Source organism: Roseibium sp. FZY0029 (assembly GCF_036350355.1).
GTDB lineage: Bacteria > Pseudomonadota > Alphaproteobacteria > Rhizobiales > Stappiaceae > Roseibium.
Map to the genome: position 1 here is coordinate 752,279 of NZ_JAZDVZ010000002.1, position 25,065 is coordinate 777,343.

25 protein-coding genes and 1 other RNA gene are annotated in these 25,065 nt (G+C 59.1%); 7 read left to right on the plus strand and 19 right to left on the minus strand.

The features are described 5' to 3' along the window. Window positions 1-3: 3 nt before the first annotated feature. The 8 genes from mraY to V1T76_RS08065 form a co-directional block, all read right to left on the minus strand. Window positions 4-1,089 carry a phospho-N-acetylmuramoyl-pentapeptide-transferase gene (mraY, locus tag V1T76_RS08030; protein WP_006935958.1) on the minus strand — a complete coding sequence of 362 codons (1,086 nt, stop codon included), beginning with the start codon at window positions 1,087-1,089 and terminating at the stop codon, window positions 4-6. A 10-nt stretch (window positions 1,090-1,099) separates the two neighbouring features. After that, window positions 1,100-2,530: a UDP-N-acetylmuramoylalanyl-D-glutamyl-2,6-diaminopimelate--D-alanyl-D-alanine ligase gene (locus V1T76_RS08035; protein WP_330560130.1), complete on the minus strand. Its 1,431-nt coding sequence runs from the start codon at window positions 2,528-2,530 to the stop codon at window positions 1,100-1,102. Continuing rightward, entirely contained in the window at window positions 2,527-3,996 is a 1,470-nt protein-coding gene (locus tag V1T76_RS08040; RefSeq protein WP_330560131.1) for a UDP-N-acetylmuramoyl-L-alanyl-D-glutamate--2,6-diaminopimelate ligase, read from the minus strand. The genes V1T76_RS08035 and V1T76_RS08040 overlap by 4 nt, the downstream gene beginning before the upstream one ends. Window positions 3,997-4,097: 101 nt before the next feature. Continuing rightward, on the minus strand, window positions 4,098-5,810 hold the full coding sequence (locus tag V1T76_RS08045) for a peptidoglycan D,D-transpeptidase FtsI family protein (RefSeq protein ID WP_330560132.1): 1,713 nt from the start codon (window positions 5,808-5,810) through the stop codon (window positions 4,098-4,100). A 10-nt stretch (window positions 5,811-5,820) separates the two neighbouring features. Further along, complete coding sequence (gene ftsL / locus V1T76_RS08050; protein WP_006935966.1) at window positions 5,821-6,174, minus strand: cell division protein FtsL; 354 nt, start codon at window positions 6,172-6,174, stop codon at window positions 5,821-5,823. A 2-nt stretch (window positions 6,175-6,176) separates the two neighbouring features. After that, window positions 6,177-7,217: a 16S rRNA (cytosine(1402)-N(4))-methyltransferase RsmH gene (rsmH, locus tag V1T76_RS08055; protein WP_330560133.1), complete on the minus strand. Its 1,041-nt coding sequence runs from the start codon at window positions 7,215-7,217 to the stop codon at window positions 6,177-6,179. Beyond that, window positions 7,214-7,681, minus strand: coding sequence for a division/cell wall cluster transcriptional repressor MraZ (locus V1T76_RS08060; RefSeq protein ID WP_330560134.1), 468 nt, complete (start codon window positions 7,679-7,681; stop codon window positions 7,214-7,216). The genes rsmH and V1T76_RS08060 overlap by 4 nt, the downstream gene beginning before the upstream one ends. Window positions 7,682-8,094: 413 nt before the next feature. After that, the gene (locus V1T76_RS08065; protein ID WP_330560135.1) at window positions 8,095-9,093 is read right to left on the minus strand and encodes an AraC family transcriptional regulator; all 999 of its coding nucleotides are present in this window, start codon (window positions 9,091-9,093) and stop codon (window positions 8,095-8,097) included. A 178-nt stretch (window positions 9,094-9,271) separates the two neighbouring features. Between V1T76_RS08065 and V1T76_RS08070 the strand changes: the two genes are divergently transcribed. Then, on the plus strand, window positions 9,272-9,718 hold the full coding sequence (locus V1T76_RS08070) for a cupin domain-containing protein (protein ID WP_330560136.1): 447 nt from the start codon (window positions 9,272-9,274) through the stop codon (window positions 9,716-9,718). Window positions 9,719-9,811: 93 nt separating this feature from the next. Beyond that, window positions 9,812-11,299: a flavin-containing monooxygenase gene (locus tag V1T76_RS08075; protein WP_330560137.1), complete on the plus strand. Its 1,488-nt coding sequence runs from the start codon at window positions 9,812-9,814 to the stop codon at window positions 11,297-11,299. 12 nt (window positions 11,300-11,311) lie between these two features. Here V1T76_RS08075 and rnpB read toward each other — a convergent pair. Next, window positions 11,312-11,734, minus strand: an RNA gene (gene rnpB / locus V1T76_RS08080) — RNase P RNA component class A. Between the two features lie 458 nt (window positions 11,735-12,192). Between rnpB and V1T76_RS08085 the strand changes: the two genes are divergently transcribed. The 4 genes from V1T76_RS08085 (at window position 12,193) to V1T76_RS08100 (ending at window position 15,926) form a co-directional block, all read left to right on the plus strand. Then, on the plus strand, window positions 12,193-12,795 hold the full coding sequence (locus tag V1T76_RS08085) for a hypothetical protein (RefSeq protein WP_330560138.1): 603 nt from the start codon (window positions 12,193-12,195) through the stop codon (window positions 12,793-12,795). A gap of 12 nt (window positions 12,796-12,807) precedes the next feature. After that, window positions 12,808-14,493, plus strand: a complete 1,686-nt coding sequence (locus V1T76_RS08090) for a methyl-accepting chemotaxis protein (protein ID WP_330560139.1) — start codon at window positions 12,808-12,810, stop codon at window positions 14,491-14,493. Between the two features lie 129 nt (window positions 14,494-14,622). Continuing rightward, entirely contained in the window at window positions 14,623-15,276 is a 654-nt protein-coding gene (locus tag V1T76_RS08095) for a CoA transferase subunit A (RefSeq protein ID WP_330560140.1), read from the plus strand. Beyond that, window positions 15,276-15,926 carry a 3-oxoacid CoA-transferase subunit B gene (locus V1T76_RS08100; RefSeq protein ID WP_330560141.1) on the plus strand — a complete coding sequence of 217 codons (651 nt, stop codon included), beginning with the start codon at window positions 15,276-15,278 and terminating at the stop codon, window positions 15,924-15,926. Before V1T76_RS08095 ends, V1T76_RS08100 begins: the two co-directional genes overlap by 1 nt. 10 nt (window positions 15,927-15,936) lie before the next feature. Here V1T76_RS08100 and pdxR read toward each other — a convergent pair whose 3' ends face one another. Beyond that, window positions 15,937-17,409, minus strand: a complete 1,473-nt coding sequence (gene pdxR / locus V1T76_RS08105; protein WP_330560142.1) for a MocR-like pyridoxine biosynthesis transcription factor PdxR — start codon at window positions 17,407-17,409, stop codon at window positions 15,937-15,939. A gap of 84 nt (window positions 17,410-17,493) precedes the next feature. Here pdxR and V1T76_RS08110 point away from each other — a divergent pair, with 84 nt between their 5' ends. Continuing rightward, window positions 17,494-18,168 carry a pyridoxamine 5'-phosphate oxidase family protein gene (locus V1T76_RS08110; protein ID WP_330560143.1) on the plus strand — a complete coding sequence of 225 codons (675 nt, stop codon included), beginning with the start codon at window positions 17,494-17,496 and terminating at the stop codon, window positions 18,166-18,168. 87 nt (window positions 18,169-18,255) lie between these two features. On the opposite strand, the gene V1T76_RS08115 is transcribed toward V1T76_RS08110, so the two are convergent. From V1T76_RS08115 to V1T76_RS08155, 9 genes are all read right to left on the minus strand, one after another. Then, entirely contained in the window at window positions 18,256-18,855 is a 600-nt protein-coding gene (locus V1T76_RS08115) for a lytic transglycosylase domain-containing protein (RefSeq protein ID WP_330560233.1), read from the minus strand. 411 nt (window positions 18,856-19,266) lie between these two features. Then, complete coding sequence (locus V1T76_RS08120; protein WP_330560144.1) at window positions 19,267-20,031, minus strand: N-acetylmuramoyl-L-alanine amidase; 765 nt, start codon at window positions 20,029-20,031, stop codon at window positions 19,267-19,269. Continuing rightward, on the minus strand, window positions 20,028-20,720 hold the full coding sequence (locus V1T76_RS08125; protein WP_330560145.1) for a DnaJ family molecular chaperone: 693 nt from the start codon (window positions 20,718-20,720) through the stop codon (window positions 20,028-20,030). Before V1T76_RS08125 ends, V1T76_RS08120 begins: the two co-directional genes overlap by 4 nt. Before the next feature lie 166 nt (window positions 20,721-20,886). Continuing rightward, window positions 20,887-21,657, minus strand: a complete 771-nt coding sequence (arsH, locus tag V1T76_RS08130; RefSeq protein WP_330560146.1) for an arsenical resistance protein ArsH — start codon at window positions 21,655-21,657, stop codon at window positions 20,887-20,889. Then, window positions 21,650-22,063, minus strand: coding sequence for an arsenate reductase (glutaredoxin) (arsC, locus tag V1T76_RS08135; protein ID WP_330560147.1), 414 nt, complete (start codon window positions 22,061-22,063; stop codon window positions 21,650-21,652). The genes arsH and arsC overlap by 8 nt, the downstream gene beginning before the upstream one ends. Before the next feature lie 16 nt (window positions 22,064-22,079). Then, window positions 22,080-22,418 (minus strand): ArsR/SmtB family transcription factor, encoded by a 339-nt coding sequence (locus V1T76_RS08140; RefSeq protein ID WP_330560148.1) that lies wholly within the window; start codon window positions 22,416-22,418, stop codon window positions 22,080-22,082. A gap of 68 nt (window positions 22,419-22,486) precedes the next feature. Next, a complete protein-coding gene (locus tag V1T76_RS08145) occupies window positions 22,487-22,945 on the minus strand; it encodes a winged helix DNA-binding protein (RefSeq protein ID WP_006935998.1) in 459 nt (152 codons plus the stop codon). Between the two features lie 201 nt (window positions 22,946-23,146). Beyond that, the gene (locus V1T76_RS08150; protein ID WP_330560149.1) at window positions 23,147-24,451 is read right to left on the minus strand and encodes a TRAP transporter large permease; all 1,305 of its coding nucleotides are present in this window, start codon (window positions 24,449-24,451) and stop codon (window positions 23,147-23,149) included. Further along, window positions 24,451-25,008 carry a TRAP transporter small permease gene (locus V1T76_RS08155; RefSeq protein ID WP_330560150.1) on the minus strand — a complete coding sequence of 186 codons (558 nt, stop codon included), beginning with the start codon at window positions 25,006-25,008 and terminating at the stop codon, window positions 24,451-24,453. Before V1T76_RS08155 ends, V1T76_RS08150 begins: the two co-directional genes overlap by 1 nt. Between the last annotated feature and the right edge of the window lie 57 nt (window positions 25,009-25,065).

A 25,065-nucleotide genomic window follows, 5' to 3' on the forward strand; every position in this document is an offset into this window, starting at 1 on the left:
CGCTCACCTCAGCTTCAAGGTTGCGAGGCCGATGAGGGCGAGCACGACGGATATAATCCAGAAACGGATCACCACCTGGCTTTCCGTCCAGCCCTGAAGCTCGAAATGGTGATGAATCGGCGCCATGCGGAAAACCCGCTTGCCGGTCAGCTTGTAGGAGAACACCTGCACGATAACCGACACGGCCTCGAGCACGAACAGACCGCCGATGATGGCAAGAACGATCTCGTGTTTGGTGGCAACAGCGATGGCGCCAATCATGCCGCCGAGCGCCAGCGACCCGGTATCGCCCATGAAGATCGCAGCCGGGGGGGCGTTGAACCACAGGAAGCCGAGACCGGCCCCGATCACGGCGCCGCAAATGACCGCAAGTTCGCCGGTACCGGCAACGTGATGGATCTGCAGGTAGCTGGCAAAGACCGCGTTCCCGGAAAGATAGGCAACCAGACCGAAAGAGGCACAGGCAATCATCACCGGAACGATGGCCAGGCCATCAAGACCATCGGTCAGGTTGACCGCATTGCCTGCGCCAACCATCACGAAGGCTGCGAAGGGAATGAAGAAAAGCCCGAGATTGAGCGTCAGATCCTTGATGAAGGGAAAGGTGATCGCTTCTGAATATTCGGAAGAGTCCAGAAGTGTCACTGCAAAGGCCGCGCTACCCGCAATCAGAAATTCCAGGCCGAGACGGGCCTTGCCGCCAAAACCCTTGTGAGAGGATTTGGTGACCTTCAGATAATCATCGTAAAAGCCGATACTGCCGAAACCGAGGGTCACGCCGATGACCACCCAGACATAGGGGTTGGACAGATCCGACCACAGGAGCGCCGCAACCAGCGCGCCCGACAGGATCATCAGACCACCCATCGTGGGCGTGCCTTTCTTGGACAGGAGATGACTTTCGGGGCCATCGGCACGGATGGGCTGACCATGCCCTTGACGGATCCTGAGACTTGAAATGATTTTCGGTCCGAACAGGAACACGAAAAACAGCGCTGTCATGATCGCGCCGCCGGTCCGGAAGGTGATGTATCGGAACACGTTCAGCGCTGAAATCTGATCAGCGAATAGCCCCAAGAAATAAAACATCCAATGCCCCTTACGCTGCTGCGGTATCGTCCGCAGGCGGATATTCTTTTTTCAAGGCCTCGACAAGCGGGCCCATCCGGGTTCCAAGAGATCCCTTGATCATAACAACATCGCCAGACCGGACGTCGCTCAAAAGCACGTCTTCCAGATCTTTTGCCTCTTCGCAGTAATGTCCACGCAGATCATGCGGCAACAGCTTCCAGAGCGCATGCATATGCGGGCCGGCGCAATAGACAGCGTCGATGTTGGCATCCGTAATCGGCTTCAGCAGCTCGGCGTGCAAACGGTCGGCGTCGCTTCCCAGTTCGCGCATGTCCCCGATCACGGCGATGCGGCGACCCGGCCGTGTCACCGGCGCTTCGCCCAGAACCGCAAGTGCGGCCTTCATGGACGCGGGATTGGCGTTGTAGCTCTCGTCGATGAGATTGAATTCGCCCTTCTGCATCGGCAGCCGTGTCACTTCACCTCGCCCCTTGGGCGCGCGCATGGCATCAAGTGCAAGACCGGCTTTTGCAAGATCAGCCCCAAGATCCACAACCGCAGTCAGAACCGCCAGGCTGTTCTTGACGTGATGTTTGCCGGAAGCCCCGATCTTGTAGGTGATTTCCTGCCCCAGAATGCAGGCGTCAACACTCGACCCGGCGGGATAGGAGACAGCCTTCTGAAGATGGCTGTCCGCCGAAAGATCTTCGCCGAACGTGTGAATTTTCGAAACGCCGGCAGCGGCCGCCAGGAATTTCAAAAGATCGAACTGCAGATTGTCCTTGTTCAGGATGGCAATGCCGCCCGGTTCCAGACCGTCGAAGATTTCCGCCTTGGCCTTGGCGATCTGTTCGACGCTGTCAAAGAACTCAAGATGCACCGGCTGGACGGTCGTGATGATCACCACATGCGGACGCACCATCTTCACCAACGGAGAGATTTCGCCGGCGTGGTTCATACCGATCTCGAAAACACCGAAATCCGCATCGGCGGGCATGCGTGCCAATGTCAGCGGCACGCCCCAGTGATTGTTGAAGGAGGCAACCGACGCATGCACCTTGCCGGACTCGGCGAGCGTCAGGCGCAGCGCTTCTTTCGTGCCGGTCTTCCCGACCGAACCGGTCACCGCAACGATACGGGCATTGCTGCGATCCCGCGCGGCAACACCAATTTTGCGCAGGGCGTCCAGCGGGTCGCCCACCACCACATACCGGCCGTCTTCCGGAAGATCGGGCAGACGATCCTCCGCGATCAGGGCAACCGAGGCACCGGCTTCCAGCGCCGCGGCCACATAATCGTGCCCGTCCAGACGGTCGCCGGTGATCGCGACAAAGGCATCGCCCGGCTCCAGTGTCCGGCTATCGATGGAAATTCCGGTGATTTCAGCGCCAGCGTCACCCTGAAGGCGGCCACCGGCAGCTTCAACAAAGGCATCAAGGGTCCAAAGCGGGTCGCTCATGTGTTTCCTTCGAGACTGATAGCGCGCTTAACGGCTTCGTGATCGGAAAAGGGAATCACTGTGTCGCCAACAATCTGGCCCGTTTCGTGACCTTTTCCGGCCACACACAGGATATCGCCATCCTTTAGGCGGCGAACTCCCTCCGCGATCGCTTCATACCGGTCACCGATCTCGATCGCCCCGGGGGCTCCGCCCATGACCGCCTTGCGGATCGTGGCCGGGTCTTCCGAACGCGGGTTGTCGTCGGTGACGATGACCAGATCGGCCCGTCGGGCGGCAACCTCGCCCATCAGCTCGCGTTTTCCAGGGTCCCTGTCGCCGCCTGCGCCGATCACCACGGACAGCTTTCCGCGCGCGAAAGGCTTCAAGGCCAAAAGGGCGTTGTCGAGCGCGTCCGGCTTATGGGCATAGTCGACGAAGATCAGTCCGCCTGCAGGTGTCCGTCCGGCAAGCTCAAGACGGCCCGGAGCGCCCTTGAGGTTTTCCAGTGCCCGCAAGGCCGTTCCCGTGTCGATGCCGGAGGCAATTGCAAGACCGGCCGCGAGAAGAGCGTTGGACACCTGGAACCGGCCGATCAGGGGCAGCGTCACCTTGTATTCGCCGCGCGCACTCTGGATCGTCAGCTCCTGCCCCGCCCCAACCGGCCTCAACCCGGTCAGGGTCAGGTTCCGGCCGGTTTCACCAACGGTGAAGACCAGCAGACCACGCTCCTGTGCGGCAGCCATGACACGATCCGCATACTTCTCACCCGGATCGAGGACAACAGTCCCGCCTGCAGGCAGCAACTCGGCAAACAGCCGAAGCTTGGCATTGAGGTAGTGCTCGATCGTCGGATGATAATCCATGTGATCGCGGCCGAGATTGGTGAAGGCAGCCGCCGTCAGACGCACACCGTCCAGACGATATTGATCCAGCCCATGAGACGAGGCTTCCAGCGCGGCATGATTGACGCCTTCGTCTTCCAGCTCGGCCAGTTGTTTGTGCAAGGCCACCGGGTCCGGCGTCGTCAACCCGCCGTAGCTTTCACCGTCCGGCTTGATCAGCCCCAGGGTACCAAGGCTTGCCGCCGGGTGGCCGGCTGCCTGGAAGATCTGGCGGGCAAAATGGGCAACGGACGTCTTGCCTGCGGTGCCTGTGACCGCAACGATGGTGTCAGGTTGCGCGCCGTAGAAACGGGCCGCCATTTTTGCAAAGACCTGCCGGGGTTCAACGGCGCTGACAACGGCAACCGTTTCCGGCACCAGCGCACGCACCTCCGTCACTGCATCTTCAGCGCACAGAATGGCAATTGCCCCGGCCGCTGCTGCGTCCGGGGCGAACTTTGTCCCGTCGACGGAAACCCCTTTGAAGGCGGCGAACAAAAAACCCGGCTGAACCTTCCGGCTATCAGCCGTCAGCCCCGTAATTTTGCGAGCCCCTGCCGCTTCGGGCAAGGTCAGCCCGGCAGCTAAATACTCAAGATCCATTTCACCCGATCATCCGGTTGGTGCGTCGTCTTCATTAAGCTCATTCAGAAAACCGGATTTCGGCTGCGACCCCGCCGGTTTTCAAAGCTCGACTCGTCTCCTTAATAGGAAATCTCGATTGGTTCATCCCCTTTGCTGAAACGCGGCATGACACCAAGCATCGGAGCGGCACGGCGAACGATGGCCCCGACCATCGGCGCGGCATTGAGACCTGCCGTTGCACCGATGCCTTCGCGCTCCGGTTTCGGCTCGTCGATCACGACAAGAACCACATACCGCGGGTCGTCCATCGGGAAGGCCGAGAGGAACGAGTTGCGGCGCTTGTTGCTGACATACCGGCCGTTTTCAATCTTCTCTGCGGTGCCAGTCTTGCCACCGACCGTATACCCCGGCACGTCGGCCCGGCGGCCGGAACCAGACAGCACGTTCAGCCTGAAGAGATAGCGCATGATGCGGCTCGTCTCCGGGGAAACGACTTGCTTTCCAAGCTTTTGCACGTCTTCCGGGCTGCGTGGCAGGAAGGTCGGCGGCAGCAGCGTACCACCGTTGACGAGGGCGGCCGCGGCAACAGCCGTCTGCATCGGTGTGACCGAAATACCGTGTCCGAACGAAATGGTCATAGCCGCCAGTTCGTTCCATTTCGGCGGCAGCAGAGGCGCCGCATTTTCCGGCAGTTCCGTCTGCAAACGGTCGGTCAGATGCAGGCGCTTCAGGAAATCCTGCTGCCGGGCGATGCCGGTTGCCAGCATCATTTTGGCGGTGCCGATGTTGGACGAATAGATGAAGATTTCCGGCACTGACAGGATGCGGTGTTTCCCGTGGAAATCCGAAATCGTCCGCCCCCCGGCCCTGATGGGGCGGGTCGCATCAAAGCTGTCATTGATGGAAACAGCACCCGAATCCAGCGCCATGGCGGTGGTAAAGGTCTTGAACACCGATCCCATTTCGAAGACACCGCCGGTCGCACGGTTGAGGCGATCCTTTTCCAGCGCCTGGGCACGGTCGTTCGGGTCATAGTCGGGCAGGGACGACATGGCCACCACTTCGCCGGTCTTTGCATCCAGCACGATACCGGCAGCGGCAATGGCCTTGTAGCGCTCCATCGCCTTTACGAGCTCATCGCGCACGACGTGCTGAACGCGCAGATCGACGGACAGTTTGACCGGCTCCATCGTACGGTCCGACGTGAAGCCCAGAGACTGGAGATCTCTCAGCCAGGAGTCGTCGATGTATTTCTCGATCCCTGCGAGGCCCTGATTGTCAACGTTCACGGACCCGACAATATGCCCTGCGGTCGGCCCGCCCGGGTAGAACCGCTGGTTCTCCGACAGGAAGCCGATCCCCGGCAGGCCGAGATTATGCACCCTTTCCGCCTGCTGCGGCGTCATTTCCCGCTTCAGCCAGACAAAGCCGGCACCGCTTTCCAGACGGCGGCGCACGAGACCTTCGTTCAGATCCGGCAGGATACGGATCAGCCCTTCAACCGCCTCGTCCACATCCATGATGCGGCGCGGCTCTGCGTAAAGCGAGGCGGTCTTGATATCCGTTGCCAGGATTTCGCCGTTTCTGTCGACCAGATCCGGACGCGAAGCGGCAACGGAATCCTGCGCCGAAATCCAGGCATGAGACGGCGCTTCTTCCATTTGCGCCAGCATGACAAGCCGTCCCGCGATCGCAACGTAGACGCAAGCAAAGGCGAGCATCGCCACATAGACACGGGATTTGACCGCACTGGCGGAAACAGAGTCCCTCGCGGCTCGCGGATGGGCCCGCCGCACCTGAAGGAAGCTCGCCGGTTCGCTAACCATCGTCATGACCGCCCCCTCACTGGATCACAGCAGAAGAGCCGGCATAGCCGCCCATCTGACTGCCACCGATTGGCTCCAGCATGACGGGACGGGCTGGAAGATCTTCCGTTGTCACGATCTGCTTCACATCGAGCGGTTCCAGAAGAAGATAGTCGTTGTAGCGCTCGACCAGCGACTGCAGACGGTCCGGCTTGTTCAGCAGGCTCCATTCCGCTTTCAGATGGCGAATGGAGTCGCGCTCCTCGTCGATCTGCCGCTTGAGTTCGGCAACCTTCTCCGCAGACTTCGTTGCCGCGAGTTTCATGTCGTACACGGTCGCCGCGCCGATCACGACCGCCAGTATGAACACGATGTTCAGCGTTCGAACCATTTTCAGCCCCCTAGACCATGAAAGGCCGCAAGACGTGGAACACCCGCCTGATGGATGTCCAGCTCTCGCGCCTCAGCCTCGGTCCGCCGCCCGGCCCGAAGCTTTGCGGACCTTGCCCGCGGATTAATGTCCGTTTCCGCGTCGGCAGCTTCCACCGCCTTGCGCGTCAACAATTCGAATGTCGCCGGGGGAACGTCCTCTTCCGGCATATGCCGCGACCCGCCACCACGTGTCCGGGTCCGGTCCTGAAAGAACCGCTTGACGATACGGTCTTCAAGGGAATGGAAACTCACCAGCACCAGGCGGCCGCCCGGCTTGAGGATACGCTCAGCCGCGCCCAGCGCTTCGGCAGCCTGATGCAGTTCGCCGTTCACATAGATCCGCAGCGCCTGAAAGGTTCGCGTCGCCGGGTGGATCTGCGCCTTCTTCGGCGACCGGCCGAGCACCTTTTCAATCAGGTTCGCCAGCTCCAGCGTCCGGGTGAAAGGCTTCTCCTTGCGCGCCTTGTCGATGGCATGGGCAACAGTCGTCGCCCGCTTTTCCTCGCCCAGCAGACCGATGACGCGGATCAGATCCTTCACCGGCAACTCGTTGACGACATCAGCCGCCGAAGGCCCGGCCTGCTCCATGCGCATGTCCAGCGGCCCGTCGCGCAAAAACGAAAATCCGCGCTCGGCCTCGTCGAGCTGCATGGACGAGACGCCAAGATCCAGAACCACACCATCGACACCTTCAAACCCGCAGGAGCGGGCATGCGTTTCCAGATAAGCGAATTGACCCGGCACCAGCATCAGCCGGCCGTCGGAAGCCTTTACAAGCTCCCGCCCGCCGGCAATCGCGTCCGGATCCCGGTCGATACCGATCACACGGCTACCGCGGTCCAGAAGGGCGCGGGAATACCCACCCGCACCAAATGTGCCGTCCACGAAAACTTCGCCGGGCTGCGGCGCAAGCCACTCCAGAACCTCTTTCAGGAGAACCGGCACATGGCGCTCGGGTCCGCCAGCGTCAGGAGCAACGTCTCTGTCGCCAAGCGCCATCATACCGGCTCTCCCTGAGAGGATGCGGAGCGTTGCTCCGACAGCATCGCGAGCGCACGCCGTTGGGCCTCTGCGCGGAACTCGCGAAACTTTTCAGGCTCCCAGATCTGGAACTTGTAGTTCATGCCGACAAAGGTGACCTGATCGGTAATTCCGGTGTGATCGCGGATCGTGTCGGAAATGGTCATACGGCCATCCCCGTCGATCCGCAGGTTTTCACTGGCACCGAACAAGGCAATAGCCAGCGCATCATGATCGGGGGAGAGCTTTGCAAAGGTTTCCGAGCGCTTGTTGATTTCAGCGAGCAGATCGTTTCCGCCCGCATCAACAGCCGCGCAGTGTGGAGAAGCAATGCAATAAAGACCTTCAAAACCATCTCTCACCAATACCGAGCGGAAGGGTGCAGGGATCGACACGCGACCCTTGGCATCCAGCCGGTTGGTAAAGTGAGAAACAAAGCCGGCCATTCATCCCCTCGAAACGGGTCCCCACCCGCTCAAATCCCAAAGTCACCCGTGAATGAAGAGGAAGGCCGGCAACCTGCCCGGACATGCAATTTGCAAAGCGGCACGTTCCGAGCCGTTAAAGCGATGTCCAGGACCCTACTGACATGGGCCCGCGCTCCCCGTTCTGGGTTCCTATGGGATACCATGGGAATTGATGGGCGGTCAATGGAATCTCATGGATTCCGGCTCGATTTGATCGCACACGACCCCGTCGAATGACCTTAAGCCAAACATGCTTAATGAAGCCTTGACACAATCGAAGAATCGGATTCGCAGGAATACGGAGGTTTTCCGTACCAAGGCCCTGAAACCCGGCAATTTCTGCCCATTACGAAAGACTTGTGGAGAATGGAAAGGCTGTCGCGCCGAGCGCCTCAACCGAACCTGTGCGTGCGTCCCGTGGCCCCCGGCGTTTCGCCGAACCGTTCCCGGTAGGCGACCGAGAAGCGACCCAGATGCCGGTGGCCGGAGCGATAGGCAACCTCCGCCACAGGCAGGCTTCGCCCCTCCGACAGCAACAGGTGCCTTGCGTAGCTCAAACGCACATTCTGGAGATATTGCAGCGGGCTGCACCCGAATTCCTGCCGGAACTGCAATTGAAGGTTCCTGGGCGAGGTTTGTGCGTGGGTGCTGATATCCAGGAGACTGATGTCATCGGCAAACCGCTCGCCGATCAGCTTGACCGCCCGTTTGAGGATTGCAGGTGACTTGCCAGTCTCCTGCCGCTCAAGCAGAGGCGAGACGGTGTTCGGCTGAAACTCCAGAAGCGCACCGACAAGCGCCTCTTCCAGATGGCGTTGCTCCGGGCTGCTGCTTCCGTGAAAGACGCGTCCCTCTTCCACGCCTCCCAGAACGCCGCGCAGGCGGCGAGCCCATGCTGCCCCATCCCGCGACAAAAGATTGAATTCGGGCTCGAAGCGAACCTGCTCGACCGAGACACCCGCCATTCTCGTGGCTACTTTCTGCAGCAAGCCCGTCTCTATCTGAAGCAGGATCTGTTCGCAGCCGGCATGCCAGCGCATGGCCGTGTGCCGGTCGGGATTGAGAATGGAAGCCGCCACTGGTGTAGACAGTATCGACCGGCAACCGTTGCGCACTTCTGCAGCCCCGGTGATCGGAACCTGGACCAGATAGAAGTCCGAAAGTTCTCCGGGCTCGATCGCCACGTCAGCGCCGTAGCGTAAATAATTGAGGGAAAGATGTTGTCCGCAGACCCGGTTCTGGCAGGCATCAAACCGGTCGGAGGCCGAAAACCGGCCCAGTCGGTGATTGCAGAAGTGCCGGGCGACGATCTCCCGAGCTTCGTCAACATCAGAGGTTTCGAAGCATCTGAAACGTTCCAGCGGTGTTTTGCTTCCTGCGTGGGACAACATGCCGAAAGCATGCCCCTGCTGCGAAACCCGTTCAAGTGTCAGAGTCTGCGCAATGCGTGATTTTACTGCATTCAGCCAAGTAATTTCGCTTTCTGGATAAAGAAATCCGCGAACCTGAGCGTAGCCTTTTCCCGTCGAAAGACCAAAGCGCACCAAATGAGCGATGAGGGGAACAATCATGCAAGATGGCGCAGGCATTACCGCAGCTGACGCGGGACTGGACAATACCAGCTGGAATGTGGTCGGGCACACATATACGCCAAAACTTCTGAGCGACAACGCCTTCATCTGGCACGCAGTCGTTCCCGCAGAAACTTTCGTCCCGCCCCACATTCATCCGACCCAGGACGAATGGATCGTGATGCTTGATGGGGAGCTGGAAGTGGAAATGGGCGGAAAGACCCACAAGGCCAAAGCTGGCGACACAATCCGAATGCCGATGGGCGAGGCACACGGCATCTTCAACCGGTCCGGCAAGACGGCGACCTGCGTTTTCGGCGTCGCCCCGTCACGCAAACTGTTCGATCTGTTCACGGTTCTCGACGGCGTCAAGGATCCGGCTGAACTGGTACGGCTTTCAGCTCTGCACGAGGTCGATTTCCTGCCGCCTCCCGATCAGGCTTGAAGGCACACGGCAAGCTCATCTTTTGAAGTGACCAGGTGGTCTGCCAGCGTGCGCTGAAGCGCTGGCCGCCCCTGATACGAGAGGACATCGAGAATGACGAAACGCAAGACTGTCGCCGTTATCGGTGGCGGCGTGAGCGGGCTTGCGGCTGCGAAAGCCTTCGACGAGCGCGGGCACCGGGTGCTGGGTTTCGAACGAAGCCACGATTTCGGCGGTGTTTGGGAATTGTCCCGATCCTATCCGGACGTGCAGACACAGTCTCCGAAGGACCTGTACCGCTTCACCGACCTGCCAATGCCCGAAGACTATCCCGAATGGCCGAAGGGCCCTCAGGTCCACGCCTATCTGCACGCCTATGCAAAGAAACACAAGCTGGGCCGGCTGTTCCGGCTGAATACCAATGTCCTGTCTATGGACCGGCGAACCGACGGCAAGCCAGGCTGGACATTGACCCTTGAGGCCGCCGGCAGAACCTGGAGCGAAGATGTCGACTTTGTCGCCATCTGCACGGGCCAGTTCTCCGACAAGAACATCATTTCCCATCCCGGACAGGAAGCCTTTGAAGCCGCTGGAGGCACGGTGCTGCACAGTTCGGACTATACCGACAGCAGTCTTGCACAGGGCAAGCATGTAGTCGTCCTGGGCGGCTCTAAATCCGCCACGGATCTTGTCGTCAACGCTTCCAGGAACGGCGCGAAATCGGTCACGCTGGTTTACCGCGAACCGGTCTGGCGGGTGCCCTATTTTGTCGGCGGCATCAACTTCAAACGGCTGCTCTACATGCGCGCGCAGGAACAGCAGTTCAACGGCTGGGGCAGATCCTGCATTGCAAAAGCGGTCTCCGCCGCCTTCAGACCACTGATCTGGGCAAATTTCCGAGGCCTTGAAACCCTGTTGAAGTTCCAGCTCAAACTGAAGAAGTGGGACATGGTGCCGGACATACCGATCGAAAAGGATGCGTCCTGTTCGCTGCCGATCGTGACACCTGGACTGTTTGAAGGATTTGAAGCGGGCAGTATTCGGCCTGTCCGCGGAACTTTCGACCACTATGAGACAGGCAAGGTCGTTCTGTCGACCGGTGAGGCGATCCCCTGTGATCTGGCAGTGCTGGCCGTTGGCTGGAAACTTGGCATTCCCTATCTGGCGAAGGAATACCGCGACAAACTGATAGAGCCGGACGGGCAATACCGGGTCTACCGATTGTCGGTAAATCCAGACTTGCCCGATATGGGATTTGTCGGCTTCAACTCCAGCTTCTGTACCGTTCTGTCGGCGGAAATGATCGCCAACTGGCTGGTACGCTACGCAGACGGCCAGTTGGCGCACCAACCGACCGACGCGGAAATGCGCGCCAATATCGACCAGATGCTGTATTGGCGGCGTAAGGAACGCCCGGCAGCCCAGGTCTATGGCGGCCTTTGTTCCGCCCCCTTCCATTTCCGGCATTTTGACGAACTGCTGGCAGATATGGGGGCGACCAGGCGAAAACGTGCAAACCCGCTGGCAGAGCAGTTCTCCTACCCCAATGCGGATGCCTACGGGACGTTTCTCGACAGCACGCCGCAATACGCAGCGGGCTGAAATGAAAAGATAAGAGCCAGCCGGCCTGTAAGCCGGGTTCTGTATGGCCCGGCCAGATACGAGACCTGACGCGGACGTGACAGCCATTCATCTGTGACGTCTGTTGCCAGACGCCTATCGCAACCAACCCGGACAACTGGCCCGGAAACCGGCCTGGACCGGATTGCTCCGGTCCGCGCTGTCCCTATTCGGTTTTGCTCCCGGTGGGGTTTACCATGCCGCCGCTGTTGCCAGTTGCGCGGTGGGCTCTTACCCCACCCTTTCACCCTTACCCCGGGAAAATCTCTCGATCTGGCCGGGGCGGTTTGCTTTCTGTGGCACTTTCCCTAAGGTCGCCCTCGCCGGGCGTTACCCGGCACCGTGTTTCCATGGAGCCCGGACTTTCCTCCCCCGCGGCCTTTCGGCACTTGCGGCAGCGGCTGTCCGGCCGACTGGCGCATGGGACTTAGGAGGCTTTGAGCACAAGGTCAAGCGACAGACGATGCGCTGACGTGTGAATTACCTGGAAACCATCCGGTGACCGGATTTACCAACGGGTGCTTACATCACAAGCGGTGAAGAGGATAGCTCTTTTCCTGCCGCCGCTCCAAACGTGGGAGCACTCTCGCTCTCGTCCGCCTCACCCGCAATCCTGGCGCAAGTTTGATCTTGCAAATCTATCGTCAGGCACACCGAAGAGAGGGTTTTCCCGATAAGGATTTCACCAATCTCATCGACAGCTTCGAGGAGTGGAAGAGAACATTCAACGAAACTGTAATTTCTTACAATATGACTTTTTACAATGATTTTGATTGAGCCGTGAAAAATAAAATCTTTTCGCCGCTGTTGCGCAAATATTAAGCAATAAGAAACGGGTGTGACGGAGGGTAATCCAAACAAACAAGGAGACAATAATGCGTCGACTGTGCACTTTCTTGCCAGCCCTCATGCTGGCAACTGCGGCTCATGCTGCCGATACGCCGCCGGACGCGAAAGCGCTGATCCAGTCTGACATGGTGGAAACCGTCACCGAATGGCTTTCGAACCCGATCGTCGCGCTGTCGATCAACGCGCAGAACAATTTGCGCGGTGCACTGTCCCAGGCTGAAATTGACGCGCTGGACAAGCAGTGGCGGCAGGAGCGTGAGGCCGCGGACAAACCATTGATCTCCGCGACCTTGTCCGCGCCCCTGTCAATCTATCTTCTGCGCGTTCAGGCAGGGTCGCTCGGTCTCTATCCTGAAATCTTCGTCATGGATGCCAACGGCCTGAACGTCGGCCAAAGCGGCATTACGAGCGATTACTGGCAAGGCGACGAAGACAAGTTCCAGAAAACCTTTCCGAACGGCCCCGAGGCGGTGTTCATCGATGCAGCGGAATGGGACGACGACAGCAAGATCTGGCGCGCCCAGCTCAATGTGACGATCACCGACCCCGAAACGAAAAAAGCCATCGGGGCAGCCACGGTAGAATTCAATCTGACAGAACTTATGCGCCGTCAGGGCACAGGATCTTAAGCGGGAAAAACCATGTTCAAAAACCTCTCTGTCAGCAAGAAGATCGCTGCTGGCTTCCTGACGCTCGCACTGATTGGTGCAGTGGCAGGTGGCGTAAGTGCCTACAAGACCCATTCAGCACTGAATGAGGTCAAAACGGCCAGTAATCTTTCGGATCTCAATGCGGAAACGGCCGAACTCACGGAAAAAATCGCTGCGCAGGCCTTATCGGTCAAATCCTTTCTGCTCACCGGCAACCGGGACCTCCTGACCCGGTCTCAGGACCTGAACACCGAAATCCAGACCGTTTTTTCCGACGTGGGTTCTCGTGTCGACGCCACCATGCCGGAATTTAAAGATCACCTGACCCAGCTGAAAGCCAGCTGGGAAACCTGGTACAGCCAGATTGCCGCCCGCCAGATCGAACTGATGCGGACACCGGAAACGGTCGACATGGCCCGAGCCATCGACCTCACACCCGAAAGCGCCAGCCTGCTGAAGGCCGTGCAGCAGCAAAGCCGTCAGCTTGCGGAAGATGTCGGGCTGGAACGGAAGCAATCCGTCGTCGCACAGAACCAGGCCATGCAGATGGTCCAGATTGTTTCCATTGCCAGCACTCTGGTTCTGACCGTTCTTGCGATGATCCTTGGCTTCCTCAATCACATCGCCATTTCCGCACCGCTTTCGCGGCTGGCAAACGTAACCGACAAACTGTCGGCTGGTGACACCTCGCTGTCGGCGGATGTCGGCGACAGGCGTGACGAAATTGGGCTGCTCGGCCGTGCGCTAGGCATCTTCCGGGAAAACCTGATCCGCACCCGTGAGCTGGAAGAACAGGCCGAAGCGGAACGGCTCAATGCCGAGAAGATGAAGCGCGAGGAAATGGAGAAAGTCGCCAGCGACTTCGAAGCGACGGTTCTCGCCATCTGCGACAGCATGATTACGAGGCTTGACGCCCTGACCAGTTCAGCCGGATCGCTGTCGACAATTGCCAACAACACGACCGAACAGGCTTTGGCCGTTTCGGCGGCCGCAGAGCAGGCAACCACAAACGTGAACACCGTTGCCAGCGCGACAGAGGAACTCTCCGCCTCCATCCGCGCGATCACGGATCAGGTCCGTTCTTCCTCCCAAATTGCGCAGGAAGCAGAAAGCGAAGTCGGACGCTCCAACCAAGCGGTGCAAACAGTGCAGCAGGTGGTTTCGCGCATCGGCGATGTCACGAAACTGATTACCGATATTGCCGAACAGACCAATCTTCTCGCTCTCAATGCAACCATCGAGGCAGCCCGTGCCGGTGAAGCCGGAAAGGGCTTCGCCGTCGTGGCATCCGAGGTCAAGGCGCTTGCCGAACAGACTTCGAAGGCGACCGAGGAAATCGACCGGCAGATCACCGAAATGCGCCAGGCTGCGGATGCTTCGACAGAAGCGACGGAATCTGTTGCTGGCCTCGTTCAGAAGATTTCGGAAAACACCCACGCCATGTCGGGTGCAACGGAAGAGCAAAACCTGGCGACGACCGAAATCGCCAGCAGTGTCTCCGAGGCGGCCCAGGGCACCGAGAGTGTTTCGAGATCCATTTCCGAGGTCAGCAGCGCCGCCAGCGAAACTGCGAACCTGAGTTCCGCCATGGACGAGGCCGTGGGAGAGTTGCACGAACAGTCCAGCACTCTGCGCCACGCCATGCAGGAATTCCTTGGCAAGGTCCGCGCCGCATAAGCCGCCCTGAGCCAGCACTCGCAAAGCGTGCTGGCTCCGTAAAAACACTGCATCGCACAAACTTCATTTTGCTTGTGCACCGCCAACGGCTAACGTCCCCTCAGGATCTCAATCCAGGGGACGTTTTTCGTGAAACACGCGCTCAAGACTCAGGACGCCGCGGATCTCATTCCAGACGGCGCCACCCTTCTGGTGGGAGGGTTCATGGGGGTCGGGTCACCGCATCGGTTGATCGACGCCATCGTTGCCAAAGGCGCCAGAAATCTGACAATTGTCGCCAACGACACAGCAATGCCCGGGCGCGGCATCGGCAAGCTGGTCAGCGCGGGCTGCGTTTCGAAGATCATCGCCTCGCACATCGGTTTGAACCCGGAAACCCAGCAGAAAATGATTTCCGGCGAAATTGACGTTGAACTGGTGCCTCAGGGAACCCTTGTCGAACGCATAAGGGCCGCCGGCGTCGGTCTGGGTGGCATCCTCACCCCCACGGGCATCGGCACGCTTGTCGAGGACGGCAAGCAGAAGATCACGGTTGATGGAAAAGAGTATCTTCTCGAAACGCCCATCCACGGTGATTTCGCCCTTCTGGCCGCGTACCGGGCGGATTATGTCGGCAATCTGGAATATTCCCTCACGGCCCACAACTTCAACCCGATCATGGCGCTTGCAGGCAAGACCGTCATTGCAGAGCCCCACTCCATCGTGCCCGTGGGCGTAATTTCGCCAGACAGCGTGAAAACTCCGGGCATTCTGGTCGATCATCTTCTGGAAAGGGCAGCCTGATGGACGACAAGGAAATCATCGCCCGGCGCGTGGCCCAGGAAATCCGGCCCGATACGCTCGTCAACCTCGGCATTGGCCTGCCATCGCTGGTTGCCAACCACCTTCCTAAGGAAGTCCACGTCTTCTTTCAGGCCGAAAACGGCGTGATCGGCCTGGGCGCACGCCCACCGGAAGGTATGGAGGACCCGGACCTGACCGACGCCGGCGGAGCCTTCGTCACCGCCGTTCCTGGAGCCGCATCCATCGACAGCGCCATGAGTTTCGGCCTCATCCGTGGCGGCCACCTGGACATGACCGTTCTGGGCGGTCTGCAGGTGGACGAGCGGGGCTATCTCGCCAACTGGATGATCCCCGGCAAGATGGTTCCGGGCATGGGCGGCGCAATGGATCTCGTTGCCGGTGCGAAGCAGGTGATCGTCGCAATGGTCCACACGGCGAAGGGGCGACCCAAAATCCTGAAGGAATGCACCCTGCCCCTGACGGCCCGCCGGCGTGTTAGCCTGATCGTCACGGAAATGGCTGTGATCGAACCGACGGAGGACGGCCTGGTGCTGCGCGAAACCGGGCCCGGCGTCAGTGTCGATGACGTTCTGACGGCAACTGAAGCATCGCTGATCGTGCACGGCGACGTTCCGGCGATGCGGCTTTGATCATGCCTGATCAGCAGGCCTCGTCCGCCCCCAACAGATTGGCAAGAGCGTCGACACCCTCCTCGATCTGCCGCGGGTTCGCTCCTGCAAATCCGACAATCAACCCCGGCCGGCCAGTCTCCGACAGATAACAGTTGCTGAGCGGTGAAACGGCAAAACCTCGGTCCTGCATGGCCAGTGCAACGGCAATATCGTTGACCGGCTCACGGAACATCACGGTCAACTGCACATTGCCGGTAAGCGGCGCGACTTCAACCCGGTTTCCCAGCCGGTGCTTCAGCGTGTCCGCAAGCCGTGTTCCTCGTTCCAGATAGACCGGACGGATCTGTTTCAGGTGTTTCTGATAAGCGCCGCTGTCCATGAAATGGGCGAGCGCTGCCTGCGCCTGCACGTTGGCGGAGCAGCCTATGTTGCGCATAGTCTGGGTGAGCGGAGCGACAAGAACATCCGGCACGACGCAATAGGCAATCCGCAGCCCCGGAAGCAGGCTCTTGGCGAAGGTGCCCAGATAGATGACCTGTCCTTCATCCGCCAATCCATGCAATGCGGCAACCGGCCTCCCTTCGAACAGGAACTCACTGTCGTAGTCGTCTTCCAGGATAACCGCACCGCAGCTCCGCGCCGCGTCAAGAAGCGCAAGACGCCGCGACAACGGCATGCGCGCGCCCAACGGATAATGATGCGAGGGGGTGACGTAGATCAGCTTCGGCGGGGACTTGAGGTGCTCCATCTTCGAAGGATCAGCGCCCTCGCCGTCTGTCGGCAGGGGGCGGATCGTCAATGCGGCGCCAGAAAAGGCCGTACGGGCTCCAAGATACCCAGGCTCCTCAAGCCAGACTTCATCCCCCGGATCTGTAAGCACCTGCGTCAGCATCGTCAGGCTCGCCTGCGTCGAACTGGTGATGAGAATTCGGTCGGGTTCAGCCCTGACCCCGCGTTCGGCCGCAAGGTGGCGGGCAATCTGCTGCTTGAGGGCCTCAAGACCGGCGAAATTCTGATAGTGGAGATCCGCACTGCGTTCGAGCCGCGCAGCCCTGCGCAAACATCTGGCCCATTCTTCATACGGAAAGAGATCAAGCGCCGGTGCACCAGGTTGCAAGCCCCCCTGTCGATAGGCCCACCCTTCGCCGCGCAGATTGGCACTCAGCGTCTTTCCGCGCCGGGACAGTGCTGGGCCGCATGCATCAGCCGTTCGCTGCGGGCGACTGCCTTCAAGCAACAGCCCTTCGGTGATGCGAGGCGCGGCCCCGGTGCGTACGGTGATCACGCCTTCGGCTTGCAACAGGTCATACGCCGTGTTGACAGTGTTTCGCCCGACGTTGAGCGAAACAGCCAGCCGCCGCGTAGACGGCAGCTTGGTTCCGGACCGCAGCAAGCCTGTGCGCACGGCTTCCCGAAACCCGCGATAAATCTGCTCCGCCAGCGGGATCTCTCCCGACCGCTTGAGAGACAAGATGCCTTCAGGAAAAACTGGTTCTTTCATTTTCCAAAAACCGGACCTTCTTTGGAGCCAATTTATCGGAGAAACAGCAAATCACAAGACAGACAGTCAAATGGAGACGCGATTATGTCCACCCTGGAGAAACGGCAAGCGAAGAACCTGCCCGGCTATGCCAGGATCCGCCAGATGAACCGCGGCGGTTATGATAGGGCCGTTGCCTATGACATTCTGGACAAAGGCCTTGTCGCCCATTGCGGCTTCATTCACGAAGACCGGCCGATGGTGATCCCGATGGCTTATGCCCGGATTGGGGACCGCATCTATATTCATGGAGCCAGCACCACCCGTATCATCCAATCAAACGCGGAAGGTGTACCGCTGAGCCTCACGGTCACGCTGGTGGATGGACTGGTGGTCGCGCGCTCGGCCTTCCACCATTCGATGAACTATCGCTGTGCGATCGTGCATGGCACTGCGAGACATGTGGAAAGCCAGCAGGAACAGATCGACGCCCTTGCTGCCATCACCGACCACCTTTTGCCGGGCCGTTGGGACGAATGCCGGGAAATGATGTCGAAGGAGCACAAGGCAACAGGCGTACTTGTCTTGGAGATCGATCATGTCAGCACAAAGGTCCGCACAGGTGGACCGGTGGATGACAAGGAAGACCTTGGAACGGATATCTGGGCAGGTGTCGTGCCGGTCGTAACCGCTCTCGGCCAACCGTTGTCCGCGCCGGATGTTCCCGCAGAAACACGGGTTCCTGCGTCCGTGCCCGCCGCCCGCAAGAAATTTGCATGAGCCAATAGCCCTGAAAGACATAAGAAAACCCCGCCGGATATTCCGGCGGGGTTTTCAATTTGCCCACGGCTGACCGCCCTGCGGAGATTAGCTGGACGCCATGATCCGCTTGACCTTGGAGCAGTACCGCTTGCTGACCGGATTCATCCGCTTTGCGAAATGACCGGCATTGTAGCGCAGAATGGTGCCGCACACGTCGCCACCTGCCTTCTTGTGTGCTCCGGCAAGATATTTCATGCCCCATTCCAGATTGGTCTCGGGGTCATAGAGTGCCTTGGTCGACCCGCGGTAGCCGATGCCCCGTGCGGTTGCCGGCTTGATCTGCATCAGTCCGACCTCACCGGCACTGCCACGTGCACGCGGGTTGAAATTGCTTTCCACTTGTACGACCGCCTTGGCGATCTTGACCGGCACACCATGTTTGGCGGCAGCCTTGCGGATAAGCTTTGCGTATTTATCGTTGCTGACGGTTGCTGTCCGCTTCGGCGACACGTTGCGCGTCAGGCTGGCGGTTCTCGTCTTCTTGGCAGGTTTGTCCTGCGCTTCCTGGCTATCGGTTTCGATGATGTGCAGGATCGGCTTGGAACCCGAACCGACCGACGGGCGGGATTCTGCAGTCTCGCTCTTCTTGTTCGGATCGATGATGTGGAGAATGGGTTCCGAACCGGACCCCGTACCGCTTGCCATTGCAGCCGGTGCTGCAAGAGTGGTTGCGTAGGCGAAAAGGCACAGCGCCCCAGTGAGTTTTTGGAATGACCGTAACATTCAGTCCAGCCCTTTTGGTTTTCGTTGCGTTAAAATCTGGGCGGAGGAATGCCGGAGCTATGGGACGAAATTGGGCGCTAAATGATCACGAATTATTTCAATTTATTTCAGGAAATGACTGCGATTTTATGTGATTTTTAGGTGTTTTGTGTAGTTTATGGCGAAAACTTGCAAGCAATTCGACCATCGATTGGCCATCAGAAGATATTATGTGACAGCTTCTTGTTCCGGCCGCCCCAGGAAGCCAGCGAAGCGGGAACCAAATCTGTCGACTGTGCGTTTTGTCGGTTGGCTGGAACGTCCGATCACACCAAACGAAGCGTCGGCCACCAGTCAGCTAGAGAGGGACGGCAGCTTCCGGAGCAACGCATTCAGCGTTTCGATCGTGGACTGATCAGCAACACCATCAACCTTCTCCGGCCGGAAATGGCGTTGAAAAGCGGCAACCACCTGCCGTGTCTTCAAATCGAAGTCTCCGGTGATGTCCAACTCGTATCCATAAAGCGCCAGCATCGTTTGCAGCGCTTCAACCGGTTGGCCACTGTCGCCCTCCTGCATCAGAAGGCCGGTGCGAATAGGAAACGGCGTTACATAAAGACCGACCCCGGCTTCCGCGAGGCGGTCCCAGGGAAACAATTCACCTGGGTCTTCCTTCCTGGCCGGGGCAATGTCCGAATGCCCCAGCACCATCCAGAGCTGGATACCGTGGCGGGTGCAAATATCGCCGACAAGTGCGATGACGGCCTCGATCTGCGCCTCCGGAAAGGGGCGATAGCCGTGTTCGTGTCCGGGATTGACGATCTCGACACCGATTGAGCGGGAGTTGATGTCGCTCGCGCCCTTCCAGGAACTTCTGCCTGCATGCCAGGCCCTGCGCGCTTCAGGCACGCATTGCAGGATACTTCCATCCTCGTTCACGACATAGTGGGCGGAGACTTCCGAGCGAGGATCGCATAGGCGCTGCAAGGCCGCTTCGGCGCTTGGCATGCCGGTATAATGAAGCACGACCATATCCACCGCGACCCCTTCAGGCCTCTCACCATGATTGGGAGACGGATGGACCCTGGCCTTCACACCGGTATCAGTCGCAACGCTCATATGCCTCTTTCCGCGCAGATTTTCGCCCAAGCTTCGTTCAGGGCCGCCAGTCGGTCGTTCGCGATCCTGACGAACTCTTCCGGAACGCCCCTGGCGATTAGCCGGTCCGGATGCGTTTCCTGAACCTCGCGGCGATAGTGAGCCTTGAGCTCGCCATCGCTTGCTTCCGGTCCCAAGCCGAGGACCTCATAAGGATTGCCGTCATTGCGCACGTGCCTGGCAAGGATCCTGGAAAATTCCCGATCATCGAGCCCGAACACCTCCGCGACACGGGAAAGGTACCCTATTTCGCTTTCGTGGACGACGCCGTCCGCCTTGGCAATGTGAAAAAGCCCGTCGAGAATATCGAGCAACGTCTTGCGGTCATACGGGAACAGATCCGCCAGTTTCTTGGCATAGACCTCAAAACCCGCGATATCTTCCTGCGCCAGATTGAATAGGCGCGCGACATTGCGTTCTTCGTTGGGCGGCACATCGAACAGCTCGCGGAACGCCAGGATTTCATCCGTGGTGACCACACCGTCCGCCTTGGCCATCTTGGCTGACAGGGCAATCATCGCGACCGTGAAGCCGACACTGCTGGTTCCCTCCGGACGCGCAAGCACAAGCTGAACCAGGCGGTCGACGATCTGCGCGCCCCCCGTTCCGATCGCACTTACAATTGCTCCGATGCTGCTCCAGACACTCACTGTTCAGCTCCCGCTGGGCCGGTAGGAAAAGGCAGGCAGGACAGCTTGCCGCGAACCGCATGAATCGATGCGTTGCAGACTCTTATCGGCACAGGGTGGGTTTGACCAGATCAACGGCCTTCTGTCCCCAATAGCGCTCTGGTCGCAGAATGAAGACGGCTCTCCCTTAGTCCCGATTTGGCTGAAGGGGCTGAACCGGACGTCCCAATGCCCCGACCGCCGCTTCCTGAGCTGCCGACAGCTTTTCCCGGTCCGCCTTGCGTTCGGAATAGCGGTCGACAAGATAGTCCGACCGACCCCTGACGAGGAGTGTGAACTTGACGAGCTCTTCCATGACATCGACGACGCGGTCATAGAGGGCAGATGGCTTCATCCGCCCGTCATCGTCGAATTCCTGATAGGCCTTGGGTACCGACGACTGATTGGGAATGGTGACCATCCGCATCCAGCGGCCGAGAACACGCATCTGGTTGACCGCGTTGAAAGACTGAGAGCCGCCCGACACCTGCATCAAGGCCAGTGTCTTGCCCTGTGTTGGCCGAATGGCCCCGAAGCTCAGCGGAATCCAGTCTATCTGGGATTTGAGAACACCGGTCATCGCGCCATGACGTTCGGGCGAACACCAGACCTGCCCCTCGGACCAGGCGCAAAGCTCCCTCAGTTCGGCAACCTTGGGATGATCGGCACCGCTGTCGTCGGGCAGCGGCAAACCGGAAGGATCGAATATCCGGGTCTCCGCCCCATAGGCCTGCAGCAGCCTTTGCGCTTCAAGAACCAGAAAGCGGCTGTAGGACCGTTCGCGCAGCGAACCGTAGAGCAACAATATCCGGGGCGGATGGGACGGCCCGTCCTGCGCCAGCAACTGCTCCCGGTCGATTTGCCTAAAGTCTGCGGCGCTTACGTTCTTCAGGTCGTCACCAGACATTCCGTCAGGCATCGGATGCTCCGGAGGAGACCACTTCGCCATCTTCCTTGGTGAAGGAACCTATGTCCTGCGGCAGCAAGTCAAGAACCTTCTCGGAGGGCCGGCACAGGCGGACACCTTTTTCCGATACCACAATCGGCCTGTTGATCAGGATCGGATGTTCCATCATGAAATCGATGAGCTGATCGTCCGTCCACTTGTCGTCCCCAAGACCCAGCTCATCGTAGGGAGTCCCCTTCTGGCGAAGAATATCGCGCACCGGAAGACCCGTCCGTGCAATCAGATCGACGAGTTCTTCCCGGCTCGGCGGCGTTTTCAGATATTCGATGACCTGAGGCTCGACGCCGGATTTGCGGATCATCTCCAGCGTGTTGCGGGACGTGCCGCAGTTCGGGTTGTGATAAATGATCATGCTCATATGAAGTTTCGTCCTGTCAAAGTCCCGCAGGTTTCTTGAAAGAGGTAGTCGGAAAACAACAGACGGCAGGATCGTTGCCGCAGCAGTTTTCCATCAGGAAGCCGAGGAGTTCCCGCATGCGGTCATAATCGACCCCATAAAGAATGTGCCTTCCCTCCCGGCGCGTCGTCAGCAGCCCGGCCCGCTCCAACGTCGTCAAATGAAACGACATCCTGGTCGGCTGTATGTCCAGCCGCTCGGCAACCGAGCCGGACGGCAACCCACCCGGCCCAACCGTCATCAGCAACCGGAACGCTGCCAGCCTGTCTTCCTGTGCCAAGGCGCCCAATGCGGACACGGCTTCCTGATCTTCCATAATTCGACACTACAAGAAATTTTGGAATATTCAACAAATGAAGCCTCTGGTCCTCTTCGCATTTGCTGTCACATGGCAGCAGCGGCGCGGGCGGCCTGATCGTAATTGCCAGAAACCAGACGCAATGTGGCGGCAAGTTTGGAGAGTTCGTTTTCGTCCAAGCCCAGCGCTTTCATGGGCTTTACCAGAAGAGCCTCACGCAGACGTCGATACTCAAGGCAGGCGGTTTCGCCGGACTTGGTGATTTCGGCGGTCTTTTCCTTGCCCCGACGGCCGGAAGCGATCAGACCGGCCTTTTCAAGCTTCTTGAGCGCATAGGTGACCGTGTGCGTGTCTTCGATGTTCAGTACCAGGCAAATGTCGGAGAGTGTCTTGGCACGGCCGCGGTGATTGACCGAATGAAGCACAAGCACATCCAGAGGCCCGAGCCCTTGAGATCCGCTGGCCGCCATGCAGCGCACCATCCAGCGGTGATAGGCATTGACCATCATGGTCACCGCGAATTCGATCTCAGACAGGGCAGGCATCGCGCCGGAGGCCAGATGCGCAGCAGAGACAACAGGCCCGATAGGGGCATCGCTTCTGGAGTCGGGATTATCCGTCACATCTGATCTCCGGCACAGTTTAATGTTTCAGCGGGCCACCTACAAAAACCGGCTGGTGGCCCGTTTTCTGATCGTTTCGAAGGTGCGCGCCATCCGCCCCCGTTAAGGGACGGATGAAATGCACTAGTTGCTCAACATCGTCTGCGGCAACCAAAGAGCCAAGCCCGGAAAGGCCACAATCAAGACGATTGCCAGGATCATCAACAGGAAGAACGGCAAGGCCATGCGGGCAACCTTGAAGATATTGTACCCGGTCATGCCTTGCAGCACGAACAGGTTGAACCCGACAGGCGGGGTGATCTGGCTCATTTCAACGACCAGCACCAGATAGATGCCGAACCAGATAAGATCCAAGCCGGCCTGCTCGACCATCGGCAGGATCACCGACGTCGTCAACACCACCACCGAAATGCCATCTAGAAAGCAGCCGAGCACCACGAAGAACAGGGTCAGGGCGATCAGGAGGGCATAGGGTGACAGGTTCAGCGAGCCGATCCACGCCGCCAGTTCGCGCGGGATGCCGGTGTAGCCCATGGCAACGGTCAGGAATGCTGCCCCCGCCAAGATGAACGCAATCATGCAGGAGGTACGTGTTGCCCCCATCAAAGCTTCCGAGAAACTCTTGCGGTTCAGGGTTCCGCTCATCCACGACAAAAGCAAGGCCAGCATCACACCGATAGCGGCGGCCTCTGTCGGCGATGCAAGGCCCGCGTAGATCGATCCGATCACACCCACGATCAGACCGATAACCGGAAACAGCCTGCGTGTCGCAAGAAGACGCTCGAGAAAAGGAACAACCTCCTCCTTCGCGGGCATCTTATCCCGGTTCAGCAGCGCCCAGATCGCAACATACCCCATGAACAGGAGGCAAAGCATAGCCCCGGGCAGAACGCCCGCCATGAACAGCCGGGCAATCGACTGCTCGGTCGCCGCGCCATAGACGATCAGGATGATCGATGGCGGAATGAGCAGGCCAAGAGTACCGGAACCCGCCAGCGTACCGATGGCCATGCGCTCGTCATACCCACGCTGCTTCAGTTCCGGCAGCGACATGCGCCCGATCGTGGCGGTTGTGGCAGCAGAGGATCCCGAAACAGCGGCGAAGATACCGCATCCGAGAATGTTCACATGCAGCAGCCGGCCCGGCAGGTTGCGCATCCAGGGAGAAAGACCAGCGAACATGTCCTCCGACAAACGAGAGCGGAACAGGATTTCGCCCATCCAGATGAACATGGGCAGTGCCGTCAGGTCCCAGGAATTAGAAGCGCCCCAGACCGTCGTTGCCAGCACAGGACCGGCAGGCGCCGAGACAAGTGCCATCATTGCGGCCAGCGCGACCGAAAACAAAGCAACGGCCACCCAGATACCGGTCGCAAGCGCCGCCAGCATTCCAAGGCCTAGCAGGAGGGCGATGAGGGAGAGATCCATTATTCTTTCCCCTCGATCGGATCGGCCTTCACGACCGATTCAAAACTGGGCGCCTTGCCCATGAGAGCCATGATGAAGTCGTCCAGCAGTGCGATGGAAAACACCAGCAGACCGAAGGTCATCACCGACTGCGGAAAGACCAGCGGGATCGGAATGACGCCATAGGAGGTCTCGTTGAATTTGTAGCTGTCGAGAGCGAGCAGGCCGGCGTTCCAGGTAAAGAACACCGCCAGAGCAAGCGCGACCGCAACCGCCCAGACGTTCAGAATGCGCGCTCCGACCTTGGGCACGGACTGAAGCAGGATCGCCACACGGATGTGATCACCATTCCGAAGCGTTCCGGAAAGCGCCAGAAAAGATGCGCCTACCAACAGAAAACCTGCAATTTCTGCAAGCGATGGAACTTGTAGTCCAAGCGGCTCCAGACCGACGACCGTTCTGGCCCAGTCGAATATACGCCCGAATACCTGAAGAACCACGAGACTGGCAATGACGACGAGACAACACGCAGCCATGGCCGTTGACGCTTGATAAAGCGCATTCAAAGCCTTTCGCATCGGCTTCCCCTACCGGATGTGCAGCTGATATTAAAAAAACGCCGGACTTTTTGGTCC

Coding starts and splice junctions, on each gene's coding strand:
- V1T76_RS08100 (WP_330560141.1), top strand. CDS start 15,276: ATGGACGACAAGGAAATCATCGCCCGGCGCGTGGCCCAGGAAATCCGG.
- V1T76_RS08115 (WP_330560233.1), bottom strand. CDS start 18,855: ATGGCAAGCGGTACGGGGTCCGGTTCGGAACCCATTCTCCACATCATC.
- rsmH (WP_330560133.1), bottom strand. CDS start 7,217: ATGATGGCGCTTGGCGACAGAGACGTTGCTCCTGACGCTGGCGGACCC.
- mraY (WP_006935958.1), bottom strand. CDS start 1,089: ATGTTTTATTTCTTGGGGCTATTCGCTGATCAGATTTCAGCGCTGAAC.
- V1T76_RS08040 (WP_330560131.1), bottom strand. CDS start 3,996: ATGGATCTTGAGTATTTAGCTGCCGGGCTGACCTTGCCCGAAGCGGCA.
- pdxR (WP_330560142.1), bottom strand. CDS start 17,409: ATGAAAGAACCAGTTTTTCCTGAAGGCATCTTGTCTCTCAAGCGGTCG.
- V1T76_RS08150 (WP_330560149.1), bottom strand. CDS start 24,451: ATGGATCTCTCCCTCATCGCCCTCCTGCTAGGCCTTGGAATGCTGGCG.
- arsC (WP_330560147.1), bottom strand. CDS start 22,063: ATGAGCATGATCATTTATCACAACCCGAACTGCGGCACGTCCCGCAAC.
- V1T76_RS08145 (WP_006935998.1), bottom strand. CDS start 22,945: ATGCCTGCCCTGTCTGAGATCGAATTCGCGGTGACCATGATGGTCAAT.
- V1T76_RS08155 (WP_330560150.1), bottom strand. CDS start 25,008: ATGCGAAAGGCTTTGAATGCGCTTTATCAAGCGTCAACGGCCATGGCT.
- V1T76_RS08070 (WP_330560136.1), top strand. CDS start 9,272: ATGCAAGATGGCGCAGGCATTACCGCAGCTGACGCGGGACTGGACAAT.
- arsH (WP_330560146.1), bottom strand. CDS start 21,657: ATGCCTGACGGAATGTCTGGTGACGACCTGAAGAACGTAAGCGCCGCA.
- V1T76_RS08065 (WP_330560135.1), bottom strand. CDS start 9,093: ATGTTGTCCCACGCAGGAAGCAAAACACCGCTGGAACGTTTCAGATGC.
- V1T76_RS08090 (WP_330560139.1), top strand. CDS start 12,808: ATGTTCAAAAACCTCTCTGTCAGCAAGAAGATCGCTGCTGGCTTCCTG.
- V1T76_RS08110 (WP_330560143.1), top strand. CDS start 17,494: ATGTCCACCCTGGAGAAACGGCAAGCGAAGAACCTGCCCGGCTATGCC.
- V1T76_RS08120 (WP_330560144.1), bottom strand. CDS start 20,031: ATGAGCGTTGCGACTGATACCGGTGTGAAGGCCAGGGTCCATCCGTCT.
- V1T76_RS08140 (WP_330560148.1), bottom strand. CDS start 22,418: ATGGAAGATCAGGAAGCCGTGTCCGCATTGGGCGCCTTGGCACAGGAA.
- V1T76_RS08045 (WP_330560132.1), bottom strand. CDS start 5,810: ATGACGATGGTTAGCGAACCGGCGAGCTTCCTTCAGGTGCGGCGGGCC.
- V1T76_RS08060 (WP_330560134.1), bottom strand. CDS start 7,681: ATGGCCGGCTTTGTTTCTCACTTTACCAACCGGCTGGATGCCAAGGGT.
- ftsL (WP_006935966.1), bottom strand. CDS start 6,174: ATGGTTCGAACGCTGAACATCGTGTTCATACTGGCGGTCGTGATCGGC.
- V1T76_RS08035 (WP_330560130.1), bottom strand. CDS start 2,530: ATGAGCGACCCGCTTTGGACCCTTGATGCCTTTGTTGAAGCTGCCGGT.
- V1T76_RS08075 (WP_330560137.1), top strand. CDS start 9,812: ATGACGAAACGCAAGACTGTCGCCGTTATCGGTGGCGGCGTGAGCGGG.
- V1T76_RS08085 (WP_330560138.1), top strand. CDS start 12,193: ATGCGTCGACTGTGCACTTTCTTGCCAGCCCTCATGCTGGCAACTGCG.